Source organism: Phaeovulum molybdatiresistens, from assembly GCF_023544865.1.
GTDB lineage: Bacteria > Pseudomonadota > Alphaproteobacteria > Rhodobacterales > Rhodobacteraceae > Pontitalea.
Genome location: NZ_JAMJFX010000009.1, coordinates 29,944 through 54,503 on the forward strand (window position 1 = coordinate 29,944; position 24,560 = coordinate 54,503).

Consider the following 24,560-nt stretch of genomic DNA (forward strand, 5'->3'; position numbering starts at 1 on the left):
GGCAAGAAACTCGTCCATCCTGCCGCCAGATTAGACAGGCGTCAGGGGGCGGGCAAGGCGATGGGCCAGGGATTGACGGGGGAAATGCTGCTGGCGGGCTATGCGCGCGGCATCTTTCCGATGGCCGAAAGCCGCGAGGATCCGACGCTCTATTGGGTCGATCCGCGCCAGCGCGGGGTGATCCCGCTGGACGGCTTTCACCTGTCGCGATCTTTGGCCCGCACGATCCGACGCGGCGGCTTCCGGATCAGCACCGACACCGCCTTTGCCGCCGTGGTGGATGGCTGTGCCGCGCGGGATGAGACCTGGATCAACACGCCGCTGCGCGCGCTTTACGACGATCTGCACGCCAAGGGCTTTGCCCACAGCCTGGAGGTCTGGGCCGGTGATCAGCTGATCGGTGGGGTGTTCGGTATCGCGCTGGGGGGCGCGTTCTTCGGCGAAAGCATGTTTTCGGCGCGCCGCGACGCCTCCAAGATCGCGCTGGCCTATCTGGTGGACCGGCTGCGCCAGACGGGCTTCACCCTGCTGGACACGCAATTCCTGACGCCGCATCTGGCAAGCCTGGGGGGCGTGGAAATTCCGCGTGCCGATTATCGCCGCCAGCTGGCACGCGCGCTGCGCCAGGACGCGAATTTCAGCGCCCCCGCCGTGCCCGACGCTCAGTCAATCTTGCAGCGGATGACCCAGACGTCATAGCGGCGGTGATCCAACGCCGACAGTGCCGGGCTGTCCGCGATCATCCAGCCCGAAAAGGCGGGCGCGCTGGCGCCGCGATCGGTGATAGTGACATGGGCGAAGGCGTTGGAGGAAGGATCCTCGGCCGGATAGCGGCATTCGCGCAAGGTCACCGTGATCAGGCCATAGGTCACGCTTTCGCCCGCCGCCAGGTCCAGATCGGTGGTCGATCCCGCAACCTTGTCCAACGCGCGCAGCACGGCGCCGGGGGCCTGGGCCACCTCTTGCGCGGCCAGGGGGGCGGACAATGCCGCAAGCAGGGCCGCACCGATCACCGACCTGATCATGGCGCATCCCCCGCCGCATCCTCGGGCGCCACGGCACCCGGCGCGGGCGCGTCATCGCCGCCGCCATCAACGAATTTCATCATCAGCGAAATCACCGAAACCGCGCCCTGCGTATCCTCGATTTCATCGCCGGGGCCCAGGTTGTCCAGGCTGCCACCGGGCATCAGTTCGATGAAGGCGCCGCCCAAAAGCCCCTCGGACGACACCAGAATCGCGGAATCGGTGGGGAGAATCACATCCTTTCGCAGCGCGACCGTGGCATCGGCAAAGAAGGTCTGCGGGTTCAGTTCCAGCTTGGTGACCGTGCCCACCTTGACCCCGGCCAGCCGCACATCGGTGCCAACCGTCACCCCCTCGACCGAGCGGAACGAGGCATGCAGGTCATAGGTGCCCGACGTGGACCCAAGCCCCCGCCCCTGCGACGCCCAGGCCAGAAAGCCCGCCGCAACGGCCAATACGACCGCCCCCGCCAGCACTTCGGTGCGGTTCTCGCTCATCGCCGCTCCTCCGGGTTATTCGGGCTGCCAGGCCTCATAGTCGCGCCGCTCGGCAGGGGCGGTGCGGCGCAACGACCCTGCGGGCGCATAGGCGCCGGGCGTGCCGGTCAAGTTTTCCTTGTGCGGCAGTTCCCAGGCCTTGTGGGCCAGCGGCGCGGTGGTCGGCGGCTGATCCCAGGTGAAGTGGATCCAGCCGTGCCAATCGGGGGAAATCCGGCTGGCTTCGCATTCGCCATTGTAGATCACCCAGCGGCGCTTGCCATCGCGGGTCTGGTAATACGCGTTGCCCTGTTCATCCTCGCCGACCTTGACCCCCTTGCGGGCGGTAAAGATCTGGGTCCCGAGCGTCTGGTCATTCCACCAGGTCAGAAGGCGAAGCAGGAATTTCATCATAAACCTCCGCGGGCAAGTCCCGCCCCTTATACCGCAGGCGCGCGCAAGGTCCAGTGCCTTGGGGTGCCAAAGCGAAGGCGGGCCGAAGCCCGCCTAAATCAACCCGCCGATTTCGGCTCTTTCTTCTGATCGGCATAGATCAGAAGCGGTTTCGCCCCGGGGCTGTCCACCGCCTCGTCGTTCACCACGACTTCCTGCACGCCGGTCATGCCCGGCAGTTCGAACATCGTATCCAGCAGGATGTCTTCCATGATCGAGCGCAGCCCCCGCGCGCCGGTCTTGCGCTTGATCGCGCGGCGCGCGATCGCGCTCAGCGCGTCTTCGGTGAAGGTCAGCTTGACGTCCTCGATCTCGAACAGGCGCTGGTATTGCTTGACCAGCGCGTTCTTGGGTTCGGTCAGGATGGTAACCAGTGCGGCCTCGTCCAGATCGGTCAGGGTGGCGATCACCGGCAGACGGCCGACGAATTCCGGGATCAGGCCGAATTTCAACAGATCCTCGGGCTCCAGCTCCTTGAACAATTCGCCCACGCCGCGATCATCGGGCCCCTTGACCTCGGCGCCAAAGCCCATCGCGGACCCTTTGTTGCGCTGCGCGATGATCCGATCCAGGCCCGCAAAGGCGCCGCCACAGATGAACAGGATGTTGGTCGTGTCCACCTGCAGGAATTCCTGCTGCGGATGCTTGCGCCCGCCCTGCGGCGGAACGGATGCGACCGTGCCTTCCATGATCTTCAACAGCGCCTGCTGCACCCCCTCGCCCGAGACATCGCGGGTGATGCTGGGGTTGTCGGACTTGCGCGTGATCTTGTCGACCTCATCGATATAGACGATGCCGCGCTGCGCGCGTTCGACGTTGTATTCGCTGGCCTGCAGCAGTTTCAGGATGATGTTTTCCACATCCTCGCCGACATAGCCCGCCTCGGTCAGCGTGGTCGCATCGGCCATGGTGAAGGGCACATCCAGGATCCGCGCCAGCGTCTGCGCCAGCAGCGTCTTGCCGCAGCCGGTGGGGCCGATCAGCAGGATGTTCGACTTCGCCAGTTCGATATCGGCCTTGGACCCGTGGTTCAGGCGCTTGTAGTGGTTGTGCACCGCGACCGACAGCACGCGCTTGGCATGTTCCTGGCCGATCACGTAATCGTCCAGCACCTTGCAGATGTCGCGCGGGGTGGGCACCCCGTCGGTGGCCTTCAGGCCCGTCGATTTCGTCTCTTCACGGATGATATCCATGCAAAGTTCGACACATTCGTCACAGATGAACACGGTGGGGCCCGCGATCAGCTTGCGCACCTCATGCTGGCTCTTGCCGCAGAACGAGCAGTAGAGCGTGTTCTTGCTGTCCGAGCCGGAATTGTTCGCCATCGTCTTCCTCTGGGCTGGCCCGGCGCGAACCGGGGCCTGTCTTGGGCTGTCCCTGAAAGTCTAGGACAGCCCTACCTTCATCACAATGTCAAAATGACGCCGCGGGCATCGCCCCGCCCATCACTTTTCCGCTTCGGCCTTGCCGCGGCTTTCCAGGATCTCGTCGATCAGGCCCCAGTCCTTGGCCTGTTCGGCCGACATGAAATTGTCGCGTTCCAGCGCCGCCTCGACCGTGGCCAGATCCTGGCCGGTGTGGCGCACATAGATCTCGTTCAGGCGATTCTTCAGCTTCTGGGTTTCCTGGGCGTGGATCATGATGTCCGTCGCCTGCCCCTGATACCCGCCAGAGGGCTGGTGCACCATCACGCGGCTGTTGGGCAGCGAAAAGCGCATGCCCTTTTCCCCCGCGGTCAACAGCAGGCTGCCCATCGACGCCGCCTGCCCGATCACCAGGGTCGAGACCTTGGGCCGGATGTATTGCATCGTGTCATAGATTGACAGGCCGCTGGTCACCACGCCGCCGGGGCTGTTGATATACATGGCGATTTCCTTGGACGGGTTTTCCGCCTCAAGGAACAGAAGCTGCGCACAGATCAGCGTCGACATGCCGTCATGCACGGGGCCGGCCAGAAAGATGATGCGTTCCTTCAGCAGCCGCGAATAGATGTCATAGGCGCGTTCGCCGCGGCTGGTCTGCTCGACCACCATCGGCACGAGCGTGTTCATGTACAGATCAATCGGGTCTCTCATCGCGCCTGCCTCTTTCCGCTGTCTCGTGAAATCCATAGCCCCAGAACTTTACCGGAGTCTTAGTGTCGCGATCCGGGGCCTGCAAGGGCGCGCGATGCGATGGGCCCCGATATCGCGCCGCTCACTCCGCCGGGCCGATCGTCAGGCGCACGGGGTCCAGCCCCTCGATCACGCCCTCGATCACATCGCCGGGCTGCACCGCGCCCACACCCGCCGGCGTGCCGGTATAGATAAGATCGCCCGGGCCGAGATGATAGAGCGTGGACAGATGGCAGATCAGATCCTCGATCCCCCAGACCATGTCGGACAGGTGCCCCGCCTGACGCGGCGCGCCATTGACCCGCAGCGTGATCGCCCGCGCGCCCGGCAGGCCGAAATCCTCGGCCCGGGTGATCGGGGCGATCACGGCCGCGCCCTCAAAATCCTTGCCTGTATCCCAGGGGCGGCGCTTGTCCTTGGCCGCTGCCTGCAGATCGCGCCGCGTCATGTCCAGCCCCGCCGCATAGCCAAAGACCGCCGCGCGCGCCTGATCCGGGGTGGCGCGAAAGGCGGGCGCGCCGATCGCCACGACCAGCTCCATCTCATGCTGATAATCGGACGTCCCCGGCGGATAGGGCTGCACCGCCCCCGACAGTTCCACCGCATGCGGCGCCTTGAGGAAATAGAACGGCGCCTCGCGGTCGACCTCGGCGCCCATTTCGCGGGCGTGATCGGCATAGTTGCGCCCCACGCAAAAGATCCGGTGAACGGGAAAAGCCGCGCGTGTGCCCCGCACCGGAACGGTGCGCGGCGCGGGTGGGGCAAACAGCAGATCGTGCATCGGGCGCTCCTGTCCTCGGGGGCTTGCGGGCGCGGGCATCCTGCGTCAGCGCCCGCCCGATGCCAAGCCCCCGCGCGCGGCAAGATAACGCCCCCGGAACGCCCCCCTTGCGCATCGCATGACAAATCGGCGATGAAACCATGACGCCGGGCTGTGGCGGCCCGTGCCAACCGACAAGGAGGCAGCATGCTTGCGCTGCACGATTCACCGGGCCATCTGGCCCGGCGCCTGCACCAGATATCCACCTCGATCTTCGCCGATCACATGGCCCGGCTGGGCGAAGACATCACCCCGGTGCAATATGCCTGCCTGGTGGCGCTGGTGGATTTTCCGGGCCTGGATCAGGCCAGCCTGTCGGGGCTGGTGGCCCATGACCGGGTGACGATCGGCGGCGCGGTGGACCGGCTGGTCGCCAAGGGCCTGGTGCAGCGCAAGATCAGCCACCGCGACCGCCGCGCCCGCGTCCTGACGCTCAGCCCCGAGGGGCGCGAATTGCTGGACCGGATCGAACCCGGGGTTCAGATGATGCAGTCGGAATTGCTGGACGGGCTGACCGACAAGGAACGCGCCACCTTCCTGCGGCTGTTGCGCAAGGCCGTCGTCGCCGGCAACGACCGTAGCCGCGCGCCGCTGCATCTGCCCGAAATCCCGACAGATCCGGCATCGGACGCCCCATCCGGCGCGACAGACGGGGACGGCTAAGACCGCCGCCCCCGGCCCAGGGCCTTACAGCCCCTTGGACCGATAGGCCTCGGCCACGCGGCGGATCGCGATGCAATAGGCCGCGGTGCGCAGATCGGCCACGCGCGGGTCATCGTGCCACAGCGCGCGCATCGCCTGATAGGCCGCGCGCATCGTGTCATCCAGCCCGGACCGCACCAGTTCCAGTTCCGAGGCCCCGTTCAAAAAGTCGCGCTTGAAGCCCGGCGACAAGGTCCAGCCCAGGCCCTTGTCCGCGCTCAGCCGTTCCAGCTCATTCACCAGCATCTGGTTGCGCGCCTCTTCATGGCGGCGCTGCATCCGCCCAAAGGGGATGTGCGACAGGTTCTTGACCCATTCGAAATAGGACACCGTCACCCCGCCCGCATTGGCATAAAGATCGGGGATGATCACCACGCCGCGATCGCGCAGGATCTGGTCGGCCTCGGCGGTGACGGGGCCGTTGGCGGCCTCAAGGATCAGCGGCGCGCTGATCCGGGCGGCGTTGCCTTCGTGGATCGCAGCCTCCATCGCCGCGGGGATCAGGATGTCGCAGGGCGTCTCCAGCGCGGCCGCGCCGTCGGGGGTAAAGCTGCCGCCGGCAAAGCCCTTGACGCCCCCGGTCGCGCGCAGATGGTCGATCAGCGCGGGAATATCCAGCCCCGCTTCATTGCTGATCGCGCCGTCGCGTTCCACCACGCAGATGATCCGCGCCCCGTCTTCCTGCGCCAGAAAGCGCGCGGCATGGCTGCCCACATTGCCCAGGCCCTGCACCACGATGCGCTTACCGTCCAGATCGCCCGACAGCCCCGCGCGCGCCACATCCGCCGGATGGCGGAAGAATTCGCGCAAGGCATATTGCACGCCCCGGCCCGTCGCCTCGACCCGGCCGACGATGCCGCCCGCGTTCAAGGGCTTGCCGGTAACGCAGGCATGGGCGTTGATATCGGTGGTGAACATGCGCGCATATTGGTCCGCCATCCAGGCCATTTCGCGTTCGCCCGTGCCCATGTCGGGGGCGGGCACGTTCTGGCTGGGGCTGATCAGGCCGCGCTTGGCCAGTTCATAGGTGAAGCGGCGGGTGATCTGTTCCAGCTCATGCGGCTCCCAGTCGCGCGGGTCGATGCACAGGCCGCCCTTGGACCCGCCAAAGGGGGTTTCCACCAGCGCGCATTTATAAGTCATCAGCGCGGCCAGCGCCTCGACCTCATCCTGGTTCACGCCCATCGCATAGCGGATGCCGCCCTTGACCGGCTCCATATGCTCGGAATGAACAGATCTGTAGCCGGTGAAGGTGTGGATCTGCCCGCGCAGCCGCACCCCGAACCGCACGGTGTAGGTGGAATTGCAGACGCGGATCTTTTCTTCAAGGCCCGGCGACAGGTCCAGCAGCGCCGCCGCCCGGCGGAACATGACATCGACAGAATCGCGGAAGGAAAGGTTCGACATGGATCACCTGTTGGGGTTTGGGATTATTCAGGGAACGGTCAGGCGCAGGCCGCCTGCCCGGCCAGCACGCAATGCGCCATGATCAGCCCGGTCACCCGCCGATCCGGCCCATCGGCGCGCGAATTCAAAAGCACCGGCGCCGCCGCGCCCAGCACCAGGCTGCCGGTCTGCGCCTGGCCATGCAGCTTCCAGGCCTTGGCGGTGGCATTGGCGGCCTCGATATTGGGAAACAGGATCAGATCCGCCTGCCCCGCCACATCCGAACCGCCCAGACCCTTGGCCTCGGCCGCGGGCCGGCTGATCGCCACGTCATAGCCAAAGGGCCCGTCGATGATCAGCCCCGGCAGATCACCCGCCCGCGCCATCGCGGCCAGCGCGGCGGCATCCCCGGTGGCGGGCTGGCGGTCGCTGACCTTTTCGGACGCCGCGATCGCCGCAACCCGGACCTGATCCAGCCCCAGCCCGCGAAACAGCGGCAGCGCGTTCAGCACGATCGCGCGTTTCTGTTCCAGCGTCGGCGCCGGGATGATGCCATTGTCGGTCGCCCCGATCAGCCGCGGGACCGAGGGCATCTCGGCCAGCGTCAGGTTCGACAGAATACCGCTGCCCCGGATGCCCGCGTCACGGTCGACCACGGCGCGCAAATAGGCCGCGCTGTCGACATGACCCTTCATCAGCACCCCGGCCCGCCCCGCGCGCAGTTCCGCCACGGCGGCGGCGGCGCAGGCGGCGGGGGTTTCGGCGGACAGCAGGCGGATGCGGTCGCGCAAGGCCGCGGGCAGCGCCGCAGCGATCCGGCCCGCATCCCCTGAAATTGCGGCGCTGGCGACCAGCCCCGCCTCAAACCCCGCGATCACCCCGGCCAGAACATTCGGATCATCGCCCCCCGCCACGGCCAGATCCAGCGGCGGGCGGGCGGCCATCGCGGCACGCAGGGCGGCAAAGCTGCGGATCACCATGGCAGCGGCTCAACCGCAAGGGTGACGGGCCAGCGCATCGCCGCCTCGGCCCCCGACAGAACGCGCGCGGCGCCTTCGGCCAGGGCGCGCGATTCGTCCGATCCGGGATAGATCCGGATCGGTGCCAGCGCGCCGCAACGCTCGGTCAGGGCCTGCGTGATGCGCGCCGAATGCGCGATGCCCCCGGTCAGCACCAGCGCATCGGCGCGGAAATCCAGCACCGCCGCCATCGCGCCGATCGCCTTGGCGGTCTGATAGACCATCGCCTGCAGCACCAGATCGGCGCGCGCATCGCCCGCGGCGGCCATGCTTTCGGCCTTGCGGATGTCCTTGGTGCCCAGATAGGCAAAGACCCCGCCCTGACCATACAGCCGCCGCATCAGCGCGTCCTTGTCATAGCGCCCGGAAAAGCACAGCTCGATCAACGGGATCGGTGGCAGGCCCCCGGCGCGTTCGGGCGTGAAGGGGGAATTTTCCATCCGGTTCGTGCTGTCCACGATCCGCCCGCCCCGCAGCGCGGCGATGGAAAAGCCCGCGCCCATATGCGCCACCACGGCATTCGTCTGCGCGAAAGGCTTGCCCAGCTCTGCCGCCAGTCGCCGCCCGCAGGCGCGGATGTTCAGCGCATGCACAAAGGAAAAGCGCGCAATGTCCGGGCAGCCCGAAACCCGCGCCACCGGCGGCAGTTCATCGACGCTGACCGGATCGACGACATAGGCCGGGCATCCCGCCTGCGCCGCGATGGCATGGGCCAGCGGCGCGCCCAGGTTCGAGGCATGGTGATGACGCGGCGTGTGCAGGGCAAAGCGCACCAGATCGGGACAGACCCCGATCACCCCCGCCGGTACCGGCGACAGCATCCCGCCGCGCCCCGCCACCGCGACCAGCCGCGCGCCCTGCAGATGCGCGTCCAGAAAATCGCGCAGGCAGGCCGCGCGATAGTCCAGCTGATCGGCAATGGCGGCAAAGCCCGCCATCACCGTTTCCTCATGTTCGATCGTCGCCTCATGCACCGGGCGCACCCCGGCGCCTTCAGGCGCGAACAGGCCCACCCGGGTCGTGGTGGTGCCAGGGTTGATCGTCAGGATCAGATCCATGGCTCAGCCCGCGAAGCTGTAGGCGGTCTTGACGGTGGTGTAGAATTCGGCGGCATGGCTGCCCTGTTCGCGCGGGCCAAGGCTGGACCCCTTCCGCCCGCCGAAGGGGACGTGGTAATCCACCCCGGCGGTGGGCAGGTTGACCATCACCATGCCCGCCTGCGCATGGCGCTTGAACGCGCGCGCATGGCGCAACGAACTGGTGCAGATCCCCGCCGACAGGCCAAAGTCGCTGTCATTGGCCACGGCCAGCGCCTCATCGAAATCGGCGACCTTGATGACGGCGGCGCAGGGGCCAAAGATTTCCTCACGCGCGACGCGCATGGTGTTGCGCGCGCCCACGAACAGCGCGGGGCGCTGGAAAAAGCCCTCGGTCGGGCCGTTCAGCCGCTCGCCCCCCAGCACCTCGCAGCCCTCGTCGCTGGCCAGGCGGACATAGGACAGGTTGCCCTCCAGCTGCGACAGGCTGGCGACGGGGCCGATCTGGCTGGCGGCGTCCAGCGCGGGGCCCACGCGCAGCGCGGCGGCCTGACGGGCCAGTTCCTCGACAAAGGCGTCGTGAATCCCCGCCTGCACGATCAGCCGGGACGAGGCCGTGCACCGCTGGCCGGTCGAAAAGAACGCGCCGTTCAGACAGACGGACACGGCCGTGGCCAGATCGGCATCGTCCAGAACCACCATCGGGTTCTTGCCGCCCATCTCCAGCTGGACCTTCTTCATCTGCTCGGCCGCGCGGCGCGCGATCATGCGCCCGGTCGGCACCGATCCGGTGAACGAAATCCCGCCGATCAGCGGATGATCCAGCATCGCCGCGCCGACCGTGCTGCCCGGCCCCATGACCAGGTTGAACACACCCGCCGGGCAGCCCGCCTCATGGATGATCTGCGCCAGCAGATGCGCGGTCCCCGGCGTCAGATCGGCGGGCTTCATCACCACCGCATTGCCATAGGCCAGCGCCGGCGCGATCTTCCAGGCCGGGATCGCGATGGGGAAGTTCCAGGGCGTGATCAGCCCCACCACGCCCAGCGGTTCGCGGGTGATCTCGACATCCACGCCCGCCCGGACCGAGGCCAGCGCCTGACCCGGGATGCGCAGCGCCTCGCCCGCGAAAAACCGGAAGATCTGCGCCGCGCGGCGGGTTTCGGCCACCGCCTCGGGCAGGATCTTGCCCTCTTCGCGCGCCAGCATCGTGCCGATTTCGGTGGCGCGCGCCTCGATCAGGGTGGCGATGCGGTCCAGAAGGTCGGCGCGCGGCTGCGGGCCTGCGTCGAACCAGGCGGCCTGCGCCTGGGCCGCGGCCTCGGCGGCGCGGGCCACATCCTCGGCGTTGCCTGCGGCATAAAGCCCGATCTCATCGGACAGATCCGAGGGGTTGCGGTTCATCGTGGCGGTTTCGCCCGGGCACCAGGCCCCGGCAATAAGGTTCAGATGCGGCTGGGTCATGGGGCCTCCGGGCAACAGGGGGCCGCGCGCCGGATCGCTCCGGCGCGGGCCATTACAGGGTTCGGGTGGGGTGGCTCAGGCGGCCTGCTTCATCACCGCCGCCTCGATCGAGGCCTCGATGATGTCCAGCGCCTCATCCAGCTGATCCATCGGAATGGTCAGCGGCGGCAGCAGGCGGATCACGTTATAGCGCGTGCCGCAGGACAGAAGGATCAGGCCGCGCGCCTCGGCCTCGGCCACGATGGCGCTGGTCAGCGCCGCATCGGGGGCGTTGCTGGCGCGGTCGGTCACCAGTTCAAAGGCATTCATCGCGCCCAGGCCCCGCACCTCGCCAATGCATTCCATGCCCTGACGCGATGCGATCTGGTTCAGCCGGGCTCGGATCTTTTCGCCGATCTGATCAGCGCGCTCGCACAGCTTTTCGTCCTCGATCACGTCCAGCACGGCATGGGCCGCGGCCACCGCCAGCGGGTTGCCCGCATAGGTGCCACCCACCCCGCCGGGGTTCGGCGCATCGACGATCTCGGCCCGCCCCGTCACCGCCGACAGCGGGAAGCCCCCGGCCAGACCCTTGGCCATGGTCACCAGATCAGGCACCACGCCGGCATGTTCGCACCCGAACATCCGCCCCGTGCGCGCCATGCCGGCCTGCACCTCATCCAGGATCAGCACAATGCCATGCTGGTCACAGATTTCGCGCAGACGGCGCAGGAAGCCGAAGGGCGCTATGGTAAAGCCGCCTTCGCCCTGCACCGGCTCGACGATCATCGCGGCCACGCGTTCGGGATCGACCGAAGACGCGAACAGACGGTCCAGATGGCGCAGCGCCTCATCTTCGCTGACGCCATGCAGCGCGTTCGGGAAAGGCGCGTGGGCCACCTCGGGCGGCATCGCGCCAAAGCCCTTCTTGTAGGGCGCGACCTTGCCGGTCAGCGCCATCCCCAGCAGCGTGCGGCCGTGGAAGGCCCCCGAAAACGCGATCACCCCCGACCGCCCGGTAAAGGCGCGCGCCATCTTGACTGCGTTTTCCACCGCCTCGGCGCCGGTGGTGACCAGCATCGTCTTTTTCTCGAAATCGCCGGGCGTGGCCGCGTTCAGCCGTTCAGCCAGCCGGACATAGCTTTCATAGGGCGCGACGTGGAAACAGGTATGGGTGAAGGCCTGCGCCTGTTCGGCCACCGCCGCCATCAGGCGCGGGTGGCGGTGCCCGGTGTTGTTCACCGCGATCCCGGCGGCGAAATCGATGAACCGGCGGCCATCGGCATCCCACAGTTCGGCATTTTCGGCGCGGGTGGCGTAGATGCCACGGGTGGACACGCCGCGCGCGACAGCGGCGGACTTGCGGGCGGACAGTTCGGCATTCGTGGTCATGGCACACTCCCTGCTATGCTTCGAATCAACCCTACATTCGCGCAGGATTTTGAGCAAGAGATTCCTGCCAATTGCACAAGCGATTGCGCAGCCCTATCTTTGCTGCAGCAAACAGGAGGCCCCATGCAGGATTTCGACGTAGGCGCGCGGCTAAAGGAAATGCGGGTGGCGGCAGGCATGTCGCAGCGCCGGCTGGCGGAACTGTCGGATGTGCCGCATGGGCAGATCTCGATGATCGAAACCAACCGATCCAGCCCCTCGGTCGCCTCATTGCGCAAGATCCTTGGCGGACTGGGCGTCACAATGTCGGAATTCTTTGAACCCGACAGCGGATCCAGCAGCGCGGTCTTTTTCAAGCCGGGCGAGCTGCGCGACCTGACCTCGCGGCTTTACAGCACCTTTGAGGCGCAGGGCCGCATCACCCTGCAACAGGTGGGGGATGCGCGCGCGCACAACCTGCAGATCCTGTATGAACGCTATGAACCGGGCGCGGATACCGGCGAAACCATGCTGGAACATGTCGCGAGCGAAGGCGGCATCGTCATCGCGGGCGAACTGGAAATCACCGTGGGCGAACAGACCGCGATTCTGAAGGCGGGCGACAGCTATCTGTTCAACTCGACCCAGCCGCACCGATTCCGCAACATTTCCGACCGCGAATGCGTCGTCGTGTCGGCCTGTTCGCCGCCATATCTGTGATTCCGACCGGATCTGGCGCGAAAATTTTGGCGATCTGACAGGGATTTGCGCAAAATATTACGCACCACCCGGAAAATATCTTGCGCAAAATTCTGCGCAGCCCTAGGAATCGACCCTGAGGAGTTGAGGGATTTTCGGCCCCCTGCCACCGGCAAGAAGACCGGCCCGGGGATGCTTGAAATCTTGCGCGGCCTGAACCGGCCTGCCGGGGGGCTGCATAATCGCATGGCGCGGAACAAAGGCCTGGCGACTGTGCCGGGCATCGGTCCCGCCATGCCCTGACGGGAGAGGAAGACCATGACCCCCACCAAGACCTTCGGCCGCATCGCGACCGGCCTTGCCGCTGCCCTGCTTCTGGGCAGCGCCGCGCTGGCCGATACCACGCGCATCCGGTTCCACACCTTCTACGGCACCGAAATCGACGATATCGCGAAGAAATTCCGCGACACGGTCGAGGAGAAATCCGGCGGCGCGCTGAAGATCCAGTATTTCCGCGGGGGCGAACTTGTCGCTTCGGACCAGTTCGTCGACGCCATCGCCAAGGGCTCGATCGACGTGGCCTATGGCGTGGGCAGCTACTGGCCGGGCATGATCGACATCGGCAATATCGAGGCCGGCCTGCCGGGCTTCTGGACCTCAAAGGACGAAGCCGCCGCGATCCTGGAAAGCGACACCTTCCTGGCGATGCTGGAAGATGCCTATGCCGAAAAGGGCGCCAAGTTCATCGGCCGCGGCTATGGCTCGGACTATGACCTGCTGACCAAGGCCCCGGTGACCAGCCTGGACGATCTGAAGTCGATGAAGATCCGCGCCACCGGCCAGGTCGCCAAGGTGCTGCAGGCCTTTGACATTCCCACCGTCTACCTGCCCGCGCAGGAACTCTATATCGGCCTGTCGACCGGCGTGATCGACGGCGCGATCTATGGCGGCCCGGTGGAATACGAGCAGCTCAAGCTGCATGAGGTCGCCACCCATTACACCTTCCTCAACATGCTCAACCCCGGCTGGACCGATACGATCATCGCCAACCCCGCCGTCTGGGATGGCCTGTCCGACGAAAACCGGACGATCCTGAAAGAGGCGATCGATCAATACGCCGCCGACATCCACGCCTGGCTGGAAGAGGGCAACGACAAGATCATCGAGGCCGGTGAAGGCGGCATCTTCACCTTCGCCACCCTGCCCGCCGAAGATTCCGCCCGCCTGACCGAGGCCGCCCAGGGCGTCTGGCAGGAAGAAGCCGCCAAATCCGACCGCAATGCCAAGGCGATCGAGATGCTGGTGGACAACGCCAAGGCGCAGGGCCGCCTGAAGTGAGCGTGCTTGCCCGATATCTCGTGGCACAGGATGGCCTGTCCGACCTTGTCGGACGGGCCATTTCCTGGCTGACGCTGGTGATGATCGGCGCGCTCGTCTGGGAAATCGGCGCGCGCTATTTCCTGAACGCCCCCACCGTCTGGGCGCATGAACTGTCGACCATGCTCTATGGCGGGTTCTGCATCCTGGCGGGCAGCTACACGCTGCGCCATCAGGGCCATGTCCGATCCGAGGTGGTCTATGGCCTGCTGCCCCCGCGTGCCCGCGCGGCCTGCGATGTGGTGGTCTATGTGCTGGCGCTGATGGTGCTGGTGGTGTTTCTGGACATGGCGATCGATTTTGCCGCGACCTCCTGGGCCGCGCGCGAATATTCCGCCCGCTCGATCTGGCAACCGCCGCTTTATCCGTTCAAGACCGTGCTGCCGGTGGCAGTGGGCCTGCTGGCGCTGCAGGTCGTGGCCGAATTGCTGCGCGCGCTGCTCCGGCTGGCCGGGCGCGATGATGAACGGCTGGCCCCGCGCAACTGACCGCGGCGGATCTGAACCCTTCCCTTTGACCTGACGCGCCGCCCGGCGCAGACAGGAGGATACCCATGGTCGATCTTGATCCGATGACCATTACCGCAATCATGTTCGCATCCATGCTGGTGCTGATGATCCTTGGCGCGCCCTTGGCCTTTGCGCTGATGATTTCGGGCATGGGCGCGGCCTATATGATGTTCGGGCCCGGCGGGCTTGACCTGCTGGTCGCGTCCGCCTTTGGCGCGATGGACAATTTCCTGCTGGTGTCGCTGCCGCTGTTCATCTTCATGGGGCTGGTGCTGGAACGGTCCGGCATCACCGACGATCTGTTCGCGATGATGCACAAGCTGATGGGCGGCCTGCCCGGGGGCTTGGGCGTCGGAACGGTGCTGATCTGCGCGATCATCGCGGCGATGGCGGGTGTGTCGGGGGCGGCCACGGTGTCGCTGGGCATCATCGCGTTGCCCTCCATGCTGCGGCGTGGCTATGACAAGCGGCTGGTCACCGGCACGATCATGGCCGGGGGCGCGCTTGGCTTTCTGATCCCGCCGTCGGTTCTGATGATCATCTATGCGTTCCTGGCGCGCGAATCCGTGGGCAAACTGTTTGCGGCCGGGCTGATCCCGGGGCTGATGCTGGCGGGGATCTACATCGCCTATATCCTGATCCGCTGCGGCCTGCGTCCCGAAATGGGCCCGCCCGCGCCCGCCCACGATCGCGTCAGCGGCGTGGAAAAGCTGAAGGCGCTGCGCCATCTGGTGGCGCCGGGGCTTCTGGTGGGGGCGGTGCTGGGCTGCATCATCGGCGGCATCACCTCGCCGTCCGAGGCTTCGGCCATCGGCGCCTTTGGTGCGCTGGTCATCGCCGGGCTGCGCGGGCGGCTGGACTGGCCGATGCTGAAATATGTCATGCTGTCCACGACAAAGCTGATGGGCATGCTGATGTGGATCGCGCTGGCGGCGGTGTTCTTTTCCAAGATCTACGTGGGCCTTGGCGCGGGATCGGTGGTCAGCGACCTGATCGACGATTTCGAGGTTTCGCCCATGGCGGTGATCGTGGCGATGCTGGCGGTCTATTTCGTGCTGGGCATGTTCCTGGACGATTTCGCCATCGTCTTCATCACCGTGCCGATCTTTGTGCCGATCGTGCGCGAACTGGGCTTTGACACCACCTGGTTTGCGGTGCTGTTCGTGCTGTCGATGCAATCGGCCTATCTGACGCCGCCGTTTGGCTACAACCTGTTCTACATGCGATCGGTTGCGCCGAAAGAGGTGACGATCACCGACATCTACATGGCCGCCCTGCCCTTCGTGGGGCTGCAGATCCTGGGCCTGGCGCTGGTGGTGATCTTCCCGCAGATCGCGCTGTGGCTGCCCTCGGTGCTGTTCTGACCGCAGACGGCCTTGCCACTGACCCGTAAAAGAACGCCCCGCCGGACCGATCCGGCGGGGCGTTTGATCAGCTGTCCTCGGCCCCGGTGGTGGTCACGGTAATCTCGGGCTGGGCAAAGCCGCGCCGGGCCTCGGCAAAGTCCAGCAGGCGCACCTCGACATTGCCGTTGACCGTGCCGCCCGGGAATTCGTCATTCATCCCGCGCACGCCCGCGGGCAGGCCGGTCAGGATTTCCATCGCCTGATCCACATGCGAAATCGCATGGATCTGGAACTGTCCCGCCGCCACCGCCGCCACGACATCGGGACGCAGCATCAGGTTGTCGGCGTTGCGCCGCGGGATCAGCACCCCCTGCCGCCCCGTAAGGCCTTGCGCGCGGCAGCTGTCGAAAAACCCTTCGATCTTTTCGTTGATGCCGCCCACGGGCTGCACCTCGCCCATCTGGTTGATCGATCCGGTGACCGCGAAGGATTGCGACAGCGGCACCTCGGCCAGCGCCGACAGCAGCGCGCACAGTTCCGCGACCGAGGCGCTGTCGCCCTCGATCCCGCCATAGGTCTGTTCAAAGACCAGGCTGGCCCAGAGCGATAACGGCTCTTCTGGGGCGTAGCGGGTGGACAGAAAGCTGGACAGGATCAGCACCGCCTTGGAATGGATCGGCCCGCCCAGCTTGACCTCGCGTTCGATGTCGATGACCTGGCCCGCGCCCACCCGCACCCGCGCGGTGATCCGCACCGGCCAGCCAAAGCGCGCCCGGCCCAGCTGTGCCACGGTCAGCCCGTTGACCTGCCCCACCACGCTGCCGCGGGTGGAAATCAGGATCGTGCCGCGCCCGATCATGTCCTGCATCCGTTCACGCGGCAGATCGGCGCGCCGTTCGGCGGCACGTTGCGCGGCCTCGACATGATCGGCGGTGACCGTGGCCGCCCCTGCCTGGCCCGCCAGATGATCGGCCTCGCGCAGGATGTCCCACAGCGCGCTCATGCGCAGCGACAGCTTGGTCTGGTCCTCGGCCATCCGCGTCGCCGCATCGACCATCGCCGCGACGCCATCACGGGTCACATGACGCAGCTTTTCATCGCGCACGATCTTGGCCAGCATCCGCGCCAGCAGCCGCAGCGTTTCGGGATCGCGCGTCATGTCATCGCCGAATTCCGCCGCCACGCGGAACAATTCGGAAAAGTCGGGATCAAGGTCTTCCAGCAGCAGATGCAGCAGCCGGTCGCCCACCAGCACCACCCGCACATCCAGCGGGATCGGGTCCGGTTCCAGCGTGGTGGTGGCGATCAGGCCCATCCGCTCGGCCGCGGTAATGACATGCACCGCCTCGGTTTCCAGGCAGCGCTTCAGCGCATCCCAGGCGAAGGGTTCGGACAGCACGCGGCGCGCATCCAGCAGCAGATAGCCGCCATTGGCCCGATGCAGCGCGCCGGGGCGGATCTGGGTGAAATCGGTGACCAGCGTGCCCATCGTCGGCAGGTATTCGATCCGCCCCGTCAGATTGGCCAGCGTCGGCAAGGTTTCCACCACGACCGGCGCGCCCTGCCCCGTATCATCCGCGACCGAGACCATGACATTGACGCCATAGCGGTGAAAGCGCAGGTCGTCATGCACCCGGGCGGTGGCCACCGGAAAAGGGCCATCCTCGCCGCGCGCGCCGGCCTTCAGGAACAGTTCGGCATTGGCGATGATGTCGGTGCGCACCGCCTCAAAATAGGGCACCAGCACCGCGATCTTGCCAAAGGCGGCGGTCGCCTCTTTCATCGCGGTCGCCACGGCCGCCTCGGCCAGTTCGGCATTCAGCCGCGTCACCTCGGCGCGGTGTTCCTTTTCCAGCCGCGGCAGGGCAGACAGGAATTCCTCCAGCTCCTGTTCGGTATCCGCCAGGTGTTTCTGGATCTCGACCCGTTCGTCTTCGGGCAGGCGGGCGATCGCCTCGGATTTCAGCACCTCGCCTTCCTTCATCGGCGCCAGGGCAAAGCCCATCGGCGTGCGCAGGATCGCCACATCGCGGTCGCGCGCAGCCTCGCCCAGGGCCTTGAAGGCCGTGTCGCGCCGGCCCGAAAATTCCTCTTCGATGGCGGCGCGGCGGCTTTGATATTCCTCGCTGTCGAACAGGGCGGGGATGTCATTGGCCAGATCGTCCACCAGTTCGCGCATCGCATCGCGCAGGCGCGGCCCCACCCCGCGCGGCAGGCAGATGGCGCGCGGCTTGTCGGGGTTGTCGAAGTTGTGGACATAGACCCAGTCCTGCGGCGCGGGCCGCGCGGCCGCCTCTTGCTGCAGGATGCGCAGCACGGCGGAATGGCGCCCGGTGCCTTCGGGGCCGTGGACGAACAGGTTGAAGCGGCGATGGCGCATCCGCGCGGCCAGGCCGATCGCTTCCATCGCGCGGTCCTGCCCGATGAAATCGGCCATCGGTTCCAGGGTTTCGGTCGTCTCGAAGTCGAAAAGCGCGGGTTCGCAGACCGCCCGCAATTGTGCCGCCGACAGGACCGTGCCCGCGTGATCGTCGCTGCCCATTGCCACTGGTTCCTCCATTGCCGCCCCAATCTGATGGATCGAACCTAGCATCATGGCGCAAAAGGGAAACCCGCCTTTCGACCCGATCGCCACCCTTGGGCTTTATCGCGGGGCCGAAGCGGCCTATCGTGCCCCCGGACAACGGCAATGGATACGGCAGGGGCGGCGCGATGGACAAGGAAAAGCAGTTCCACATCTGGTATGTGCTGATGGGGTTCGTGGCGCTGCTGCTGTTTCAGGAATGGCTCAGCGGTGCGGCGGTGACAGAACGCATCCCCTATTCGCGCTTTCTGGACATGCTGGAACGCGGCCAGATCGCCGAGGTGCAGGTGACGACCGAACAGCTGTCGGGCCGCTATGCCGAACCCCATGACGGGCGCACCAATTTCGTCACCAATGTCGTGTCCAAGGATCTGGCCGATGCGCTGTCGCGCAATCAGGTGGAATTCGACGGCACGGTGGAAAACACCTTCATCGGGGCGCTTTTGTCCTGGGTGATGCCGGTGATCCTTTTGTTCGCGCTGTGGTCGTTCTTCTTTCGCCGCTTCGCCGAAAAGCAGGGCTTCGGCGGGGTGATGAACGTGGGTAAATCCAAGGCCAAGGTCTATGTCGAAAAGGACACCGGCGTCACCTTTGACGATGTGGCCGGCGTCGATGAGGCCAAGGCCGAGCTGAAAGAGATCGTCGATTTCCTGCGTGAGCCGGAAAAATTCGGGCGCCTGGGCGCGCGCATCCCCAAGGGCATCCTGCTGACCGGCCCGCCCGGCACCGGCAAGACGCTGTTTGCCCGCGCCATCGCGGGCGAAGCACGGGTGCCGTTCTTCTCGATCTCGGGGTCGGAATTCGTGGAAATGTTCGTGGGCGTCGGTGCGGCCCGCGTGCGCGATCTGTTCGAACAGGCCCGCAAGGCCGCGCCCTGCATCATCTTCATTGATGAACTGGATGCGTTGGGCAAGCGGCGCGGGATCGGCGGCCTGGGCGGGGGCTATGACGAAAAGGAACAGACGCTCAATCAGTTGCTGGCCGAACTTGACGGGTTTGATCCGCGCGAAGGCATCGTTTTGCTGGCCGCGACGAACCGCCCCGAAATCCTTGACCCTGCCCTGATGCGGGCGGGCCGCTTTGACCGGCAGGTGGTGGTGGACCGCCCCGACCGCACGGGCCGCGCCGCGATTTTGCGGGTGCATCTGCGCAAGGTGAAGGCGGCGGGGCTGGATGTGGACCAGATCGCGGCGCTGACGCCGGGCTTTACCGGGGCCGAACTGGCCAATCTGGTGAATGAGGCCGCGATCCAGGCCACCCGCCGCGGCGCCGAGGCGGTGACGATGGACGATGTGACCCGCGCCATCGAACGCATCATTGCGGGGCTGGAACGCAAGGGCCACCTGCTGAACCCGCGCGAACGCGAAACGGTGGCCTGGCACGAAATGGGCCATGCGCTGGCCGCCGCCTCGCTGCCCGGGGCGGACCCGGTGCACAAGGTTTCAATCATCCCGCGCTCGGTCGGGGCCCTGGGCTATACCATGACCCGCCCGACCGAGGACCGCTTTCTGATCACCGGGCAGGATCTGGAAAACCGGATGGTCGTGCTGATGGCCGGCCGCGCCGCCGAGGATCTGGCCCTGGGCGAGATTTCCACCGGCGCCGCCGATGACCTGGCCCGCGTCACCGACATCGCGCGCCAGATCGTCACCCGGTATGGCATGCACCCCGATCTGGGGCAGGCGGTGCTGGAACCCGAACGCGCCAGCTTTCTGGGCGAGGACCGCCTGACCCTGTCGCCGCGCGACTATTCCGAGGCCACCGCGCGCGAAGTCGACATCGCCGTGCGCGACCTGATCGCCCGCGCCTTCGCCCGCGCCCGCGACCTGCTGGAAGCCCGCCGCGCCGATCTCGAGGCCGGCACCCGCCTGCTGCTGGAACGCGAAACCATCACACCGGACGACTTTCCCGCCCTGCGACAGGCCGGGCCGGGCGACGGTCACTGATAACGCAGCGCCTCGATCGGATCGAGGCGCGCGGCGCGGCGCGCGGGGAAAAATCCGAAGATCACCCCGACAAAGCCTGAAAACAGAAAGGCCAGCGCCACCACCCCAAGGCTGGGCGAAAACGGGATCACCATGATCTGCGCGGCCAGAAAGGCCAGCCCCAGCCCCAGCGCGATGCCCAAGACCCCGCCGATCACCGACAGCACCACCGCCTCGACCAGGAACTGCGTCATCACTTGCGCCGCACTGGCCCCGACCGCCAGCCGGATGCCGATTTCGCGCGTCCGCTCGGTGACCGACACCAGCATGATGTTCATGATGCCGATGCCCCCCACCAGCAGGCTGACCGCTGCGACAGATGACAACAGCCCCGTCAGCACCGCATTGACCGACGACAGCATTGATGCGATCTGCGCCATGTCCAGCACCGAGAAGTTATCCTCTTGCCCCGGCCCGATGCGGCGGCGTTCGCGCAGCAGCGCCTCGACATCGCGGATGCCGCGCGCGGTGGACACGCCCGGCGCCAGCGCCACCGACAGGGTCGATACATCCTGCATGCCCAGAAGCCGGCGTTGCACCGCACGGATCGGCATCAGGATGAAATCGTCCTGATCCTGCCCCATCGCGCCCGCGCCCTTGGCCTGCAACAGGCCGATCACCTGGCAGGACACGGTCTTGAGGCGGATCACCGCGCCGGTGGGATCGGCCGCGCCGAACAGCGCCCGGCGCAGGCTTTCGCCCAGGATGCAGACCGCGGCGCCCGCGGCCTCTTCGCCCGGGGCGAAGGCGCGGCCGCGCAGCACCGTCCAGTTCGACACCGTCAGGTAATCCGCCGTCGTCCCGGTGACCGAGGTGGCGACATTGGCATTGCCGAACACCGCCGTCTGCCCCGTGGTCACGATCGGCGCCACCGCCTGAACCGCGGGCAGATCGGCCAGCGCCGTTGCGTCGTGCAGGCTGAAAGCCGGGGCGCTTTCGCGCGCGCCGGGGCCCATCATCTGCTTGCCGGGGCGGACCATCAGCACATTGGTGCCCAGGCTTGCCACGCTGGCGCGCACCTGTTCGGACGACCCCTGCCCCACGGTCACCATCGCGATCACCGCCGCCACGCCGATCACCACCCCCAGCACCGTCAGGAAGGACCGCAGCGCGTTGCGCGTGATCGCCTGCAGCGCCAGGCGGATGGTTTCCCACAGCATCTCAGCCCCCCTGCCCGCGCGGCGCCACCGGCTCATCCCGGGCCAGGCGGCCATCGACAAAGACCACCAGCCGCCGGGCAAAGGCGGCCATGCCTTCCTCATGCGTGACCATGACGATGGTGATGCCCTCATCGCGGTTCAGCCGGGTCAGCAGGTCCATGATTTCGTGCGAGCGCTGGGTATCCAGGTTGCCCGTCGGCTCATCCGCCAGGATCAGCATCGGGTTGCCGACCAGCGCGCGGGCAATGGCCACACGCTGCTGCTGGCCGCCCGACAATTGCGAGGGGTCATGCCCCTCACGCCCGCCAAGGCCCACCTTGTCCAGCGCGGCGCGCGCCTGGGCGGCGCGTTCGGCCCGGCCCAGCCCCTTGTAGATCAGCGGCAGTTCCACATTTTCCAGCGCCGAGGTGCGCGACAGCAGGTTGAAGCCCTGAAAGACGAAGCCCAGATATTCGCGCCGCAGCACCGCACGCTGATCGCGGCTGAGCCCGGCCACCTCGACCCCGTTGAACAGGTATTGCCCCGAACTTGGCCGGTCGAGGCAACCGATAATGTTCATCGCCGTCGACTTGCCCGACCCGGACGGGCCCATGATGGCGACAAATTCGCCCTGCCGGATCGTCAGATCGACACCATCGACCGCGCGCACCTCAGCCTCGCCGGTGCCATACACCCGGGTGATGCCACGCAATTCGATCAGCGGCGGACCATCGGGTTGGGCGGGGGGTTGGGCATCGGGTTGGGCGGCGGCCATGCTACGGCGCCCCGGTCTGATCGGTGATCACCGCCTCGCCCGCGGCCAGATCGCCGGCAAGGATCGCCGTGTGACGCCCGTCGCTGTCACCCGGCGTCACCGCCACCTCGACCGCCGCGCCATCGCGCAGCGCCCAGACCGACCGCGCGGCCCCGTCACCCGCCGCCCCATTGCCGCGCGGGCGGGCGGGCATGATCATCCCGATCAGCCCCGATCCCGTGGCGCGTTCGGTTTCCACCACCTGCGGCGGGGCAAAGCGCAGCGCGGCATTGGGCACAAGCAGCGCATCGTCGACCTGGGAAACCGTGATCGTGGCGGTGGCCGTCATGCCGGGGCGCAGCGCCAGATCGGCGTTGTCCACCGACAGAACGCCTTTGTAGGTCACCACCCCATCGGTGGTTTCGGGGGCAAAGCGCAACTGCACCAGTTCGGCGGCAAAGGCCCGGCCCGGATAGGCATCCACGGTGAACTGCGCCGGATTTCCCACCGCGACACGGCCGATGTCGGCCTCATCAATATCAACGCGCAGTTCCATCCGGGCCAGATCCTCGGCCAGGGTGAACAGCGTCGGCGCCTGCAGCGTGGCGGCAACGATCTGGCCCGCCTCGGCGGCGCGGTCCAGCACGATCCCGGCGATGGGCGATCGGATCACGGCATTGTCCAGATCGGCCCGGCGCAGCGTCAGATTGGCCTCGGCCAGGGTCAGATCGGCCCGCGCCATGTCCAGCGCCGCGCGCGCGCGATCAAAGGCGGCCTGCTTGGCCACGAATTCGCGATGCGTGCCGACGCCGCGTTCATCCAGCTGGCGCTGCGAGTCATAGTTTACCTGCGCCTCGGTCAGGCTGGCCTCGGCCTGGGCGACCTGGGCGCGCGATGCGGCCAGCGCGGCCTCGGCATTGGTCAGCTGGGCGCGCAGCTTGGTGTCATCCAGCCGCGCCAGCACCTGCCCCACCGCGACGCGGTCGTTGTAATCCACCTCGACCGTGGCCAGCGTGCCCGACAGTTCCGAGGATACCGCAACCTCGGTCGTGGGCTGCACCGTGCCGGTCGCGGTCACGGTCACCACCAGCGGGCCGCGGGTGACAGGCTCGGTCAGATAGCTGACCGATGCCCCCTGCCGCGCCGATTGCAGCCAGACGGCACCGCCCAGCGCCAGCACCAGAAGCCCGGAAGCCCAAAGCCACCAGGGCCTGCGCCGCGCGCCTGCGGCGGCAAGGGTGCGGGCGATGTCGTCGCGCGACTGGCTCATGGGAACGTCCTTTCGGGCCCGGCTGTCAGGGCAGGCCAAAAAGATCAGAGCCGTCCGCCCATGTCCAGTGCCAGCACATGGGCCAACACTGGGCGGGGCCGCCTTGCGGACCGCTGCGGGGCCGGGCAAATTGCCACAGCCACGCTGCAGACAGGGTCAGTCCTTGCGCGGGCGGCGCAGGGCCAGTGCCAGATCAAGGCCGATCAGAAACGCCCCCAGCAGCGCCGGAACCGGCCCCTGATCGCGCATGGTGTCGCGCGCTGTCCCGCCGAAGGCCGCATTGAGACCGGCCTGAAACCCCGCCTCGGCCCCGGCTGCGGCGCCAGCGGTGGCGCCTGTCGTCGCGGCAACGGCGGGGGCAACGGGCGCCGGCACGGGCCGGGGCCGCGCCAAGGCCAGTAGCACCAGCCCCAGCCCGCCATAGGCCAGCCCCAGGACCAGCGCCACCTGCACCGGCGCCATCACCGCGCGCAGCGCAAACCAGGCCGAGGCGGTCAGAAAGCCCAGGCCAACCAGCACCATCCCTCCGCCCAGCGCGCCCAGCGCCAGCCGCCGTCCCAAAGCGGCGGCCCGGGCGGCGGCCTGCGCGCGCAGCCCGCCCGCCATGCCGCGGATCACGGCCAGCATCGGTTATTTCCGCGCCAGCAGCAGGCCCGCCAGAAAGCCAAGGCCCGCCGCAATGCCCATCGCAGTCGCGGGCTGGCGGCGCACCATGTCATTGCATTCGGCATAGGCATCGGTCGCGCGCTGGGCCAGATCCTCGGCGCGCTGTTCGCCCGCCGCATAGAGCCGTGAGGCATTGTCGCGCAGGCTGTCGGCCACGGCCTCGCCGCGGTGGCGGCCCAGATCGGCCAGCGTCCCGGCAATGCGCGCCATATCCTCGCGCAGGCGATCCAGTTCCTGGCGCAGATCCTCGGCCGAGGGTTCGGTGATCTTGTCCTTCACCTCACGCGCGGCGGCCTTGGCGGTATCGGACATCGAGGCGGTGGTCTGGGCACTCATCATCATCTCCCTTGTGATGGTCGATTACAGCGGTGGTGCGGGGCAACCC

At 66.9% G+C, this 24,560-nt stretch carries 24 protein-coding genes; 7 read left to right on the forward strand and 17 right to left on the reverse strand.

All coding sequences use genetic code 11. The features are described 5' to 3' along the window. The first annotated feature begins 60 nt into the window (after positions 1 to 60). Positions 61 to 699, forward strand: coding sequence for a leucyl/phenylalanyl-tRNA--protein transferase (gene aat / locus MXB90_RS08265; protein ID WP_250043497.1), 639 nt, complete (start codon positions 61 to 63; stop codon positions 697 to 699). Here the strand turns inward: aat and MXB90_RS08270 are convergent. From MXB90_RS08270 to MXB90_RS08295, 6 genes are all read right to left on the reverse strand, one after another. Continuing rightward, positions 663 to 1,025 carry a DUF2155 domain-containing protein gene (locus MXB90_RS08270; RefSeq protein WP_250043499.1) on the reverse strand — a complete coding sequence of 121 codons (363 nt, stop codon included), beginning with the start codon at positions 1,023 to 1,025 and terminating at the stop codon, positions 663 to 665. The two genes, aat and MXB90_RS08270, sit on opposite strands and share 37 nt — an antisense overlap. Continuing rightward, a complete protein-coding gene (mlaD, locus tag MXB90_RS08275) occupies positions 1,022 to 1,522 on the reverse strand; it encodes an outer membrane lipid asymmetry maintenance protein MlaD (protein ID WP_250043500.1) in 501 nt (166 codons plus the stop codon). Before mlaD ends, MXB90_RS08270 begins: the two co-directional genes overlap by 4 nt. Positions 1,523 to 1,537: 15 nt before the next feature. Further along, positions 1,538 to 1,912, reverse strand: coding sequence for an NADH:ubiquinone oxidoreductase subunit NDUFA12 (locus tag MXB90_RS08280; protein ID WP_250043503.1), 375 nt, complete (start codon positions 1,910 to 1,912; stop codon positions 1,538 to 1,540). Positions 1,913 to 2,013: 101 nt separating this feature from the next. Further along, positions 2,014 to 3,279, reverse strand: coding sequence for an ATP-dependent Clp protease ATP-binding subunit ClpX (gene clpX / locus MXB90_RS08285; RefSeq protein WP_250043505.1), 1,266 nt, complete (start codon positions 3,277 to 3,279; stop codon positions 2,014 to 2,016). Between the two features lie 120 nt (positions 3,280 to 3,399). After that, complete coding sequence (locus MXB90_RS08290) at positions 3,400 to 4,029, reverse strand: ATP-dependent Clp protease proteolytic subunit (RefSeq protein WP_250043508.1); 630 nt, start codon at positions 4,027 to 4,029, stop codon at positions 3,400 to 3,402. Positions 4,030 to 4,150: 121 nt separating this feature from the next. Next, positions 4,151 to 4,849, reverse strand: coding sequence for a fumarylacetoacetate hydrolase family protein (locus MXB90_RS08295; RefSeq protein WP_250043510.1), 699 nt, complete (start codon positions 4,847 to 4,849; stop codon positions 4,151 to 4,153). A gap of 186 nt (positions 4,850 to 5,035) precedes the next feature. On the opposite strand from MXB90_RS08295, the gene MXB90_RS08300 reads away from it, so the two are divergent. After that, positions 5,036 to 5,551 carry a MarR family winged helix-turn-helix transcriptional regulator gene (locus MXB90_RS08300; RefSeq protein ID WP_250043513.1) on the forward strand — a complete coding sequence of 172 codons (516 nt, stop codon included), beginning with the start codon at positions 5,036 to 5,038 and terminating at the stop codon, positions 5,549 to 5,551. Positions 5,552 to 5,575: 24 nt separating this feature from the next. On the opposite strand, the gene MXB90_RS08305 is transcribed toward MXB90_RS08300, so the two are convergent. From MXB90_RS08305 to gabT, 5 genes are all read right to left on the reverse strand, one after another. Further along, the gene (locus tag MXB90_RS08305; RefSeq protein ID WP_250043514.1) at positions 5,576 to 6,997 is read right to left on the reverse strand and encodes a Glu/Leu/Phe/Val family dehydrogenase; all 1,422 of its coding nucleotides are present in this window, start codon (positions 6,995 to 6,997) and stop codon (positions 5,576 to 5,578) included. A gap of 38 nt (positions 6,998 to 7,035) precedes the next feature. Then, positions 7,036 to 7,956, reverse strand: a complete 921-nt coding sequence (locus MXB90_RS08310; RefSeq protein ID WP_250043516.1) for a phosphate acyltransferase — start codon at positions 7,954 to 7,956, stop codon at positions 7,036 to 7,038. Further along, positions 7,950 to 9,053 (reverse strand): butyrate kinase, encoded by a 1,104-nt coding sequence (gene buk / locus MXB90_RS08315; protein ID WP_250043518.1) that lies wholly within the window; start codon positions 9,051 to 9,053, stop codon positions 7,950 to 7,952. The genes MXB90_RS08310 and buk overlap by 7 nt, the downstream gene beginning before the upstream one ends. A gap of 3 nt (positions 9,054 to 9,056) precedes the next feature. Beyond that, the gene (locus MXB90_RS08320) at positions 9,057 to 10,496 is read right to left on the reverse strand and encodes an aldehyde dehydrogenase family protein (protein ID WP_250043521.1); all 1,440 of its coding nucleotides are present in this window, start codon (positions 10,494 to 10,496) and stop codon (positions 9,057 to 9,059) included. 75 nt (positions 10,497 to 10,571) lie between these two features. Then, the gene (gene gabT, locus MXB90_RS08325) at positions 10,572 to 11,867 is read right to left on the reverse strand and encodes a 4-aminobutyrate--2-oxoglutarate transaminase (RefSeq protein WP_250043523.1); all 1,296 of its coding nucleotides are present in this window, start codon (positions 11,865 to 11,867) and stop codon (positions 10,572 to 10,574) included. 123 nt (positions 11,868 to 11,990) lie between these two features. Here gabT and MXB90_RS08330 point away from each other — a divergent pair, with 123 nt between their 5' ends. The 4 genes from MXB90_RS08330 (at position 11,991) to MXB90_RS08345 (ending at position 15,795) form a co-directional block, all read left to right on the forward strand. Continuing rightward, on the forward strand, positions 11,991 to 12,566 hold the full coding sequence (locus tag MXB90_RS08330) for a cupin domain-containing protein (protein ID WP_250043526.1): 576 nt from the start codon (positions 11,991 to 11,993) through the stop codon (positions 12,564 to 12,566). 297 nt (positions 12,567 to 12,863) lie between these two features. Beyond that, positions 12,864 to 13,883, forward strand: a complete 1,020-nt coding sequence (gene dctP / locus MXB90_RS08335; protein ID WP_250043528.1) for a TRAP transporter substrate-binding protein DctP — start codon at positions 12,864 to 12,866, stop codon at positions 13,881 to 13,883. 20 nt (positions 13,884 to 13,903) lie between these two features. Then, positions 13,904 to 14,410 carry a TRAP transporter small permease subunit gene (locus MXB90_RS08340; protein WP_250043531.1) on the forward strand — a complete coding sequence of 169 codons (507 nt, stop codon included), beginning with the start codon at positions 13,904 to 13,906 and terminating at the stop codon, positions 14,408 to 14,410. A 65-nt stretch (positions 14,411 to 14,475) separates the two neighbouring features. Continuing rightward, positions 14,476 to 15,795, forward strand: a complete 1,320-nt coding sequence (locus MXB90_RS08345; protein WP_250043534.1) for a TRAP transporter large permease — start codon at positions 14,476 to 14,478, stop codon at positions 15,793 to 15,795. 67 nt (positions 15,796 to 15,862) lie between these two features. On the opposite strand, the gene MXB90_RS08350 is transcribed toward MXB90_RS08345, so the two are convergent. Next, positions 15,863 to 18,319 (reverse strand): Lon protease family protein, encoded by a 2,457-nt coding sequence (locus tag MXB90_RS08350; protein WP_250043703.1) that lies wholly within the window; start codon positions 18,317 to 18,319, stop codon positions 15,863 to 15,865. 170 nt (positions 18,320 to 18,489) lie between these two features. Here MXB90_RS08350 and ftsH point away from each other — a divergent pair, with 170 nt between their 5' ends. Beyond that, on the forward strand, positions 18,490 to 20,307 hold the full coding sequence (ftsH, locus tag MXB90_RS08355; RefSeq protein WP_250043536.1) for an ATP-dependent zinc metalloprotease FtsH: 1,818 nt from the start codon (positions 18,490 to 18,492) through the stop codon (positions 20,305 to 20,307). Here ftsH and MXB90_RS08360 read toward each other — a convergent pair. From MXB90_RS08360 to MXB90_RS08380, 5 genes are all read right to left on the reverse strand, one after another. Beyond that, the gene (locus tag MXB90_RS08360; protein WP_250043538.1) at positions 20,301 to 21,506 is read right to left on the reverse strand and encodes an ABC transporter permease; all 1,206 of its coding nucleotides are present in this window, start codon (positions 21,504 to 21,506) and stop codon (positions 20,301 to 20,303) included. The two genes, ftsH and MXB90_RS08360, sit on opposite strands and share 7 nt — an antisense overlap. Position 21,507: 1 nt before the next feature. Next, on the reverse strand, positions 21,508 to 22,260 hold the full coding sequence (locus MXB90_RS08365; RefSeq protein ID WP_284040774.1) for an ABC transporter ATP-binding protein: 753 nt from the start codon (positions 22,258 to 22,260) through the stop codon (positions 21,508 to 21,510). A 1-nt stretch (position 22,261) separates the two neighbouring features. Further along, entirely contained in the window at positions 22,262 to 23,509 is a 1,248-nt protein-coding gene (locus tag MXB90_RS08370) for an efflux RND transporter periplasmic adaptor subunit (protein ID WP_250043540.1), read from the reverse strand. Between the two features lie 156 nt (positions 23,510 to 23,665). Beyond that, positions 23,666 to 24,136, reverse strand: coding sequence for a hypothetical protein (locus tag MXB90_RS08375; RefSeq protein ID WP_250043542.1), 471 nt, complete (start codon positions 24,134 to 24,136; stop codon positions 23,666 to 23,668). Positions 24,137 to 24,139: 3 nt separating this feature from the next. Beyond that, positions 24,140 to 24,511 carry a glycine zipper domain-containing protein gene (locus MXB90_RS08380; RefSeq protein ID WP_250043544.1) on the reverse strand — a complete coding sequence of 124 codons (372 nt, stop codon included), beginning with the start codon at positions 24,509 to 24,511 and terminating at the stop codon, positions 24,140 to 24,142. Between the last annotated feature and the right edge of the window lie 49 nt (positions 24,512 to 24,560).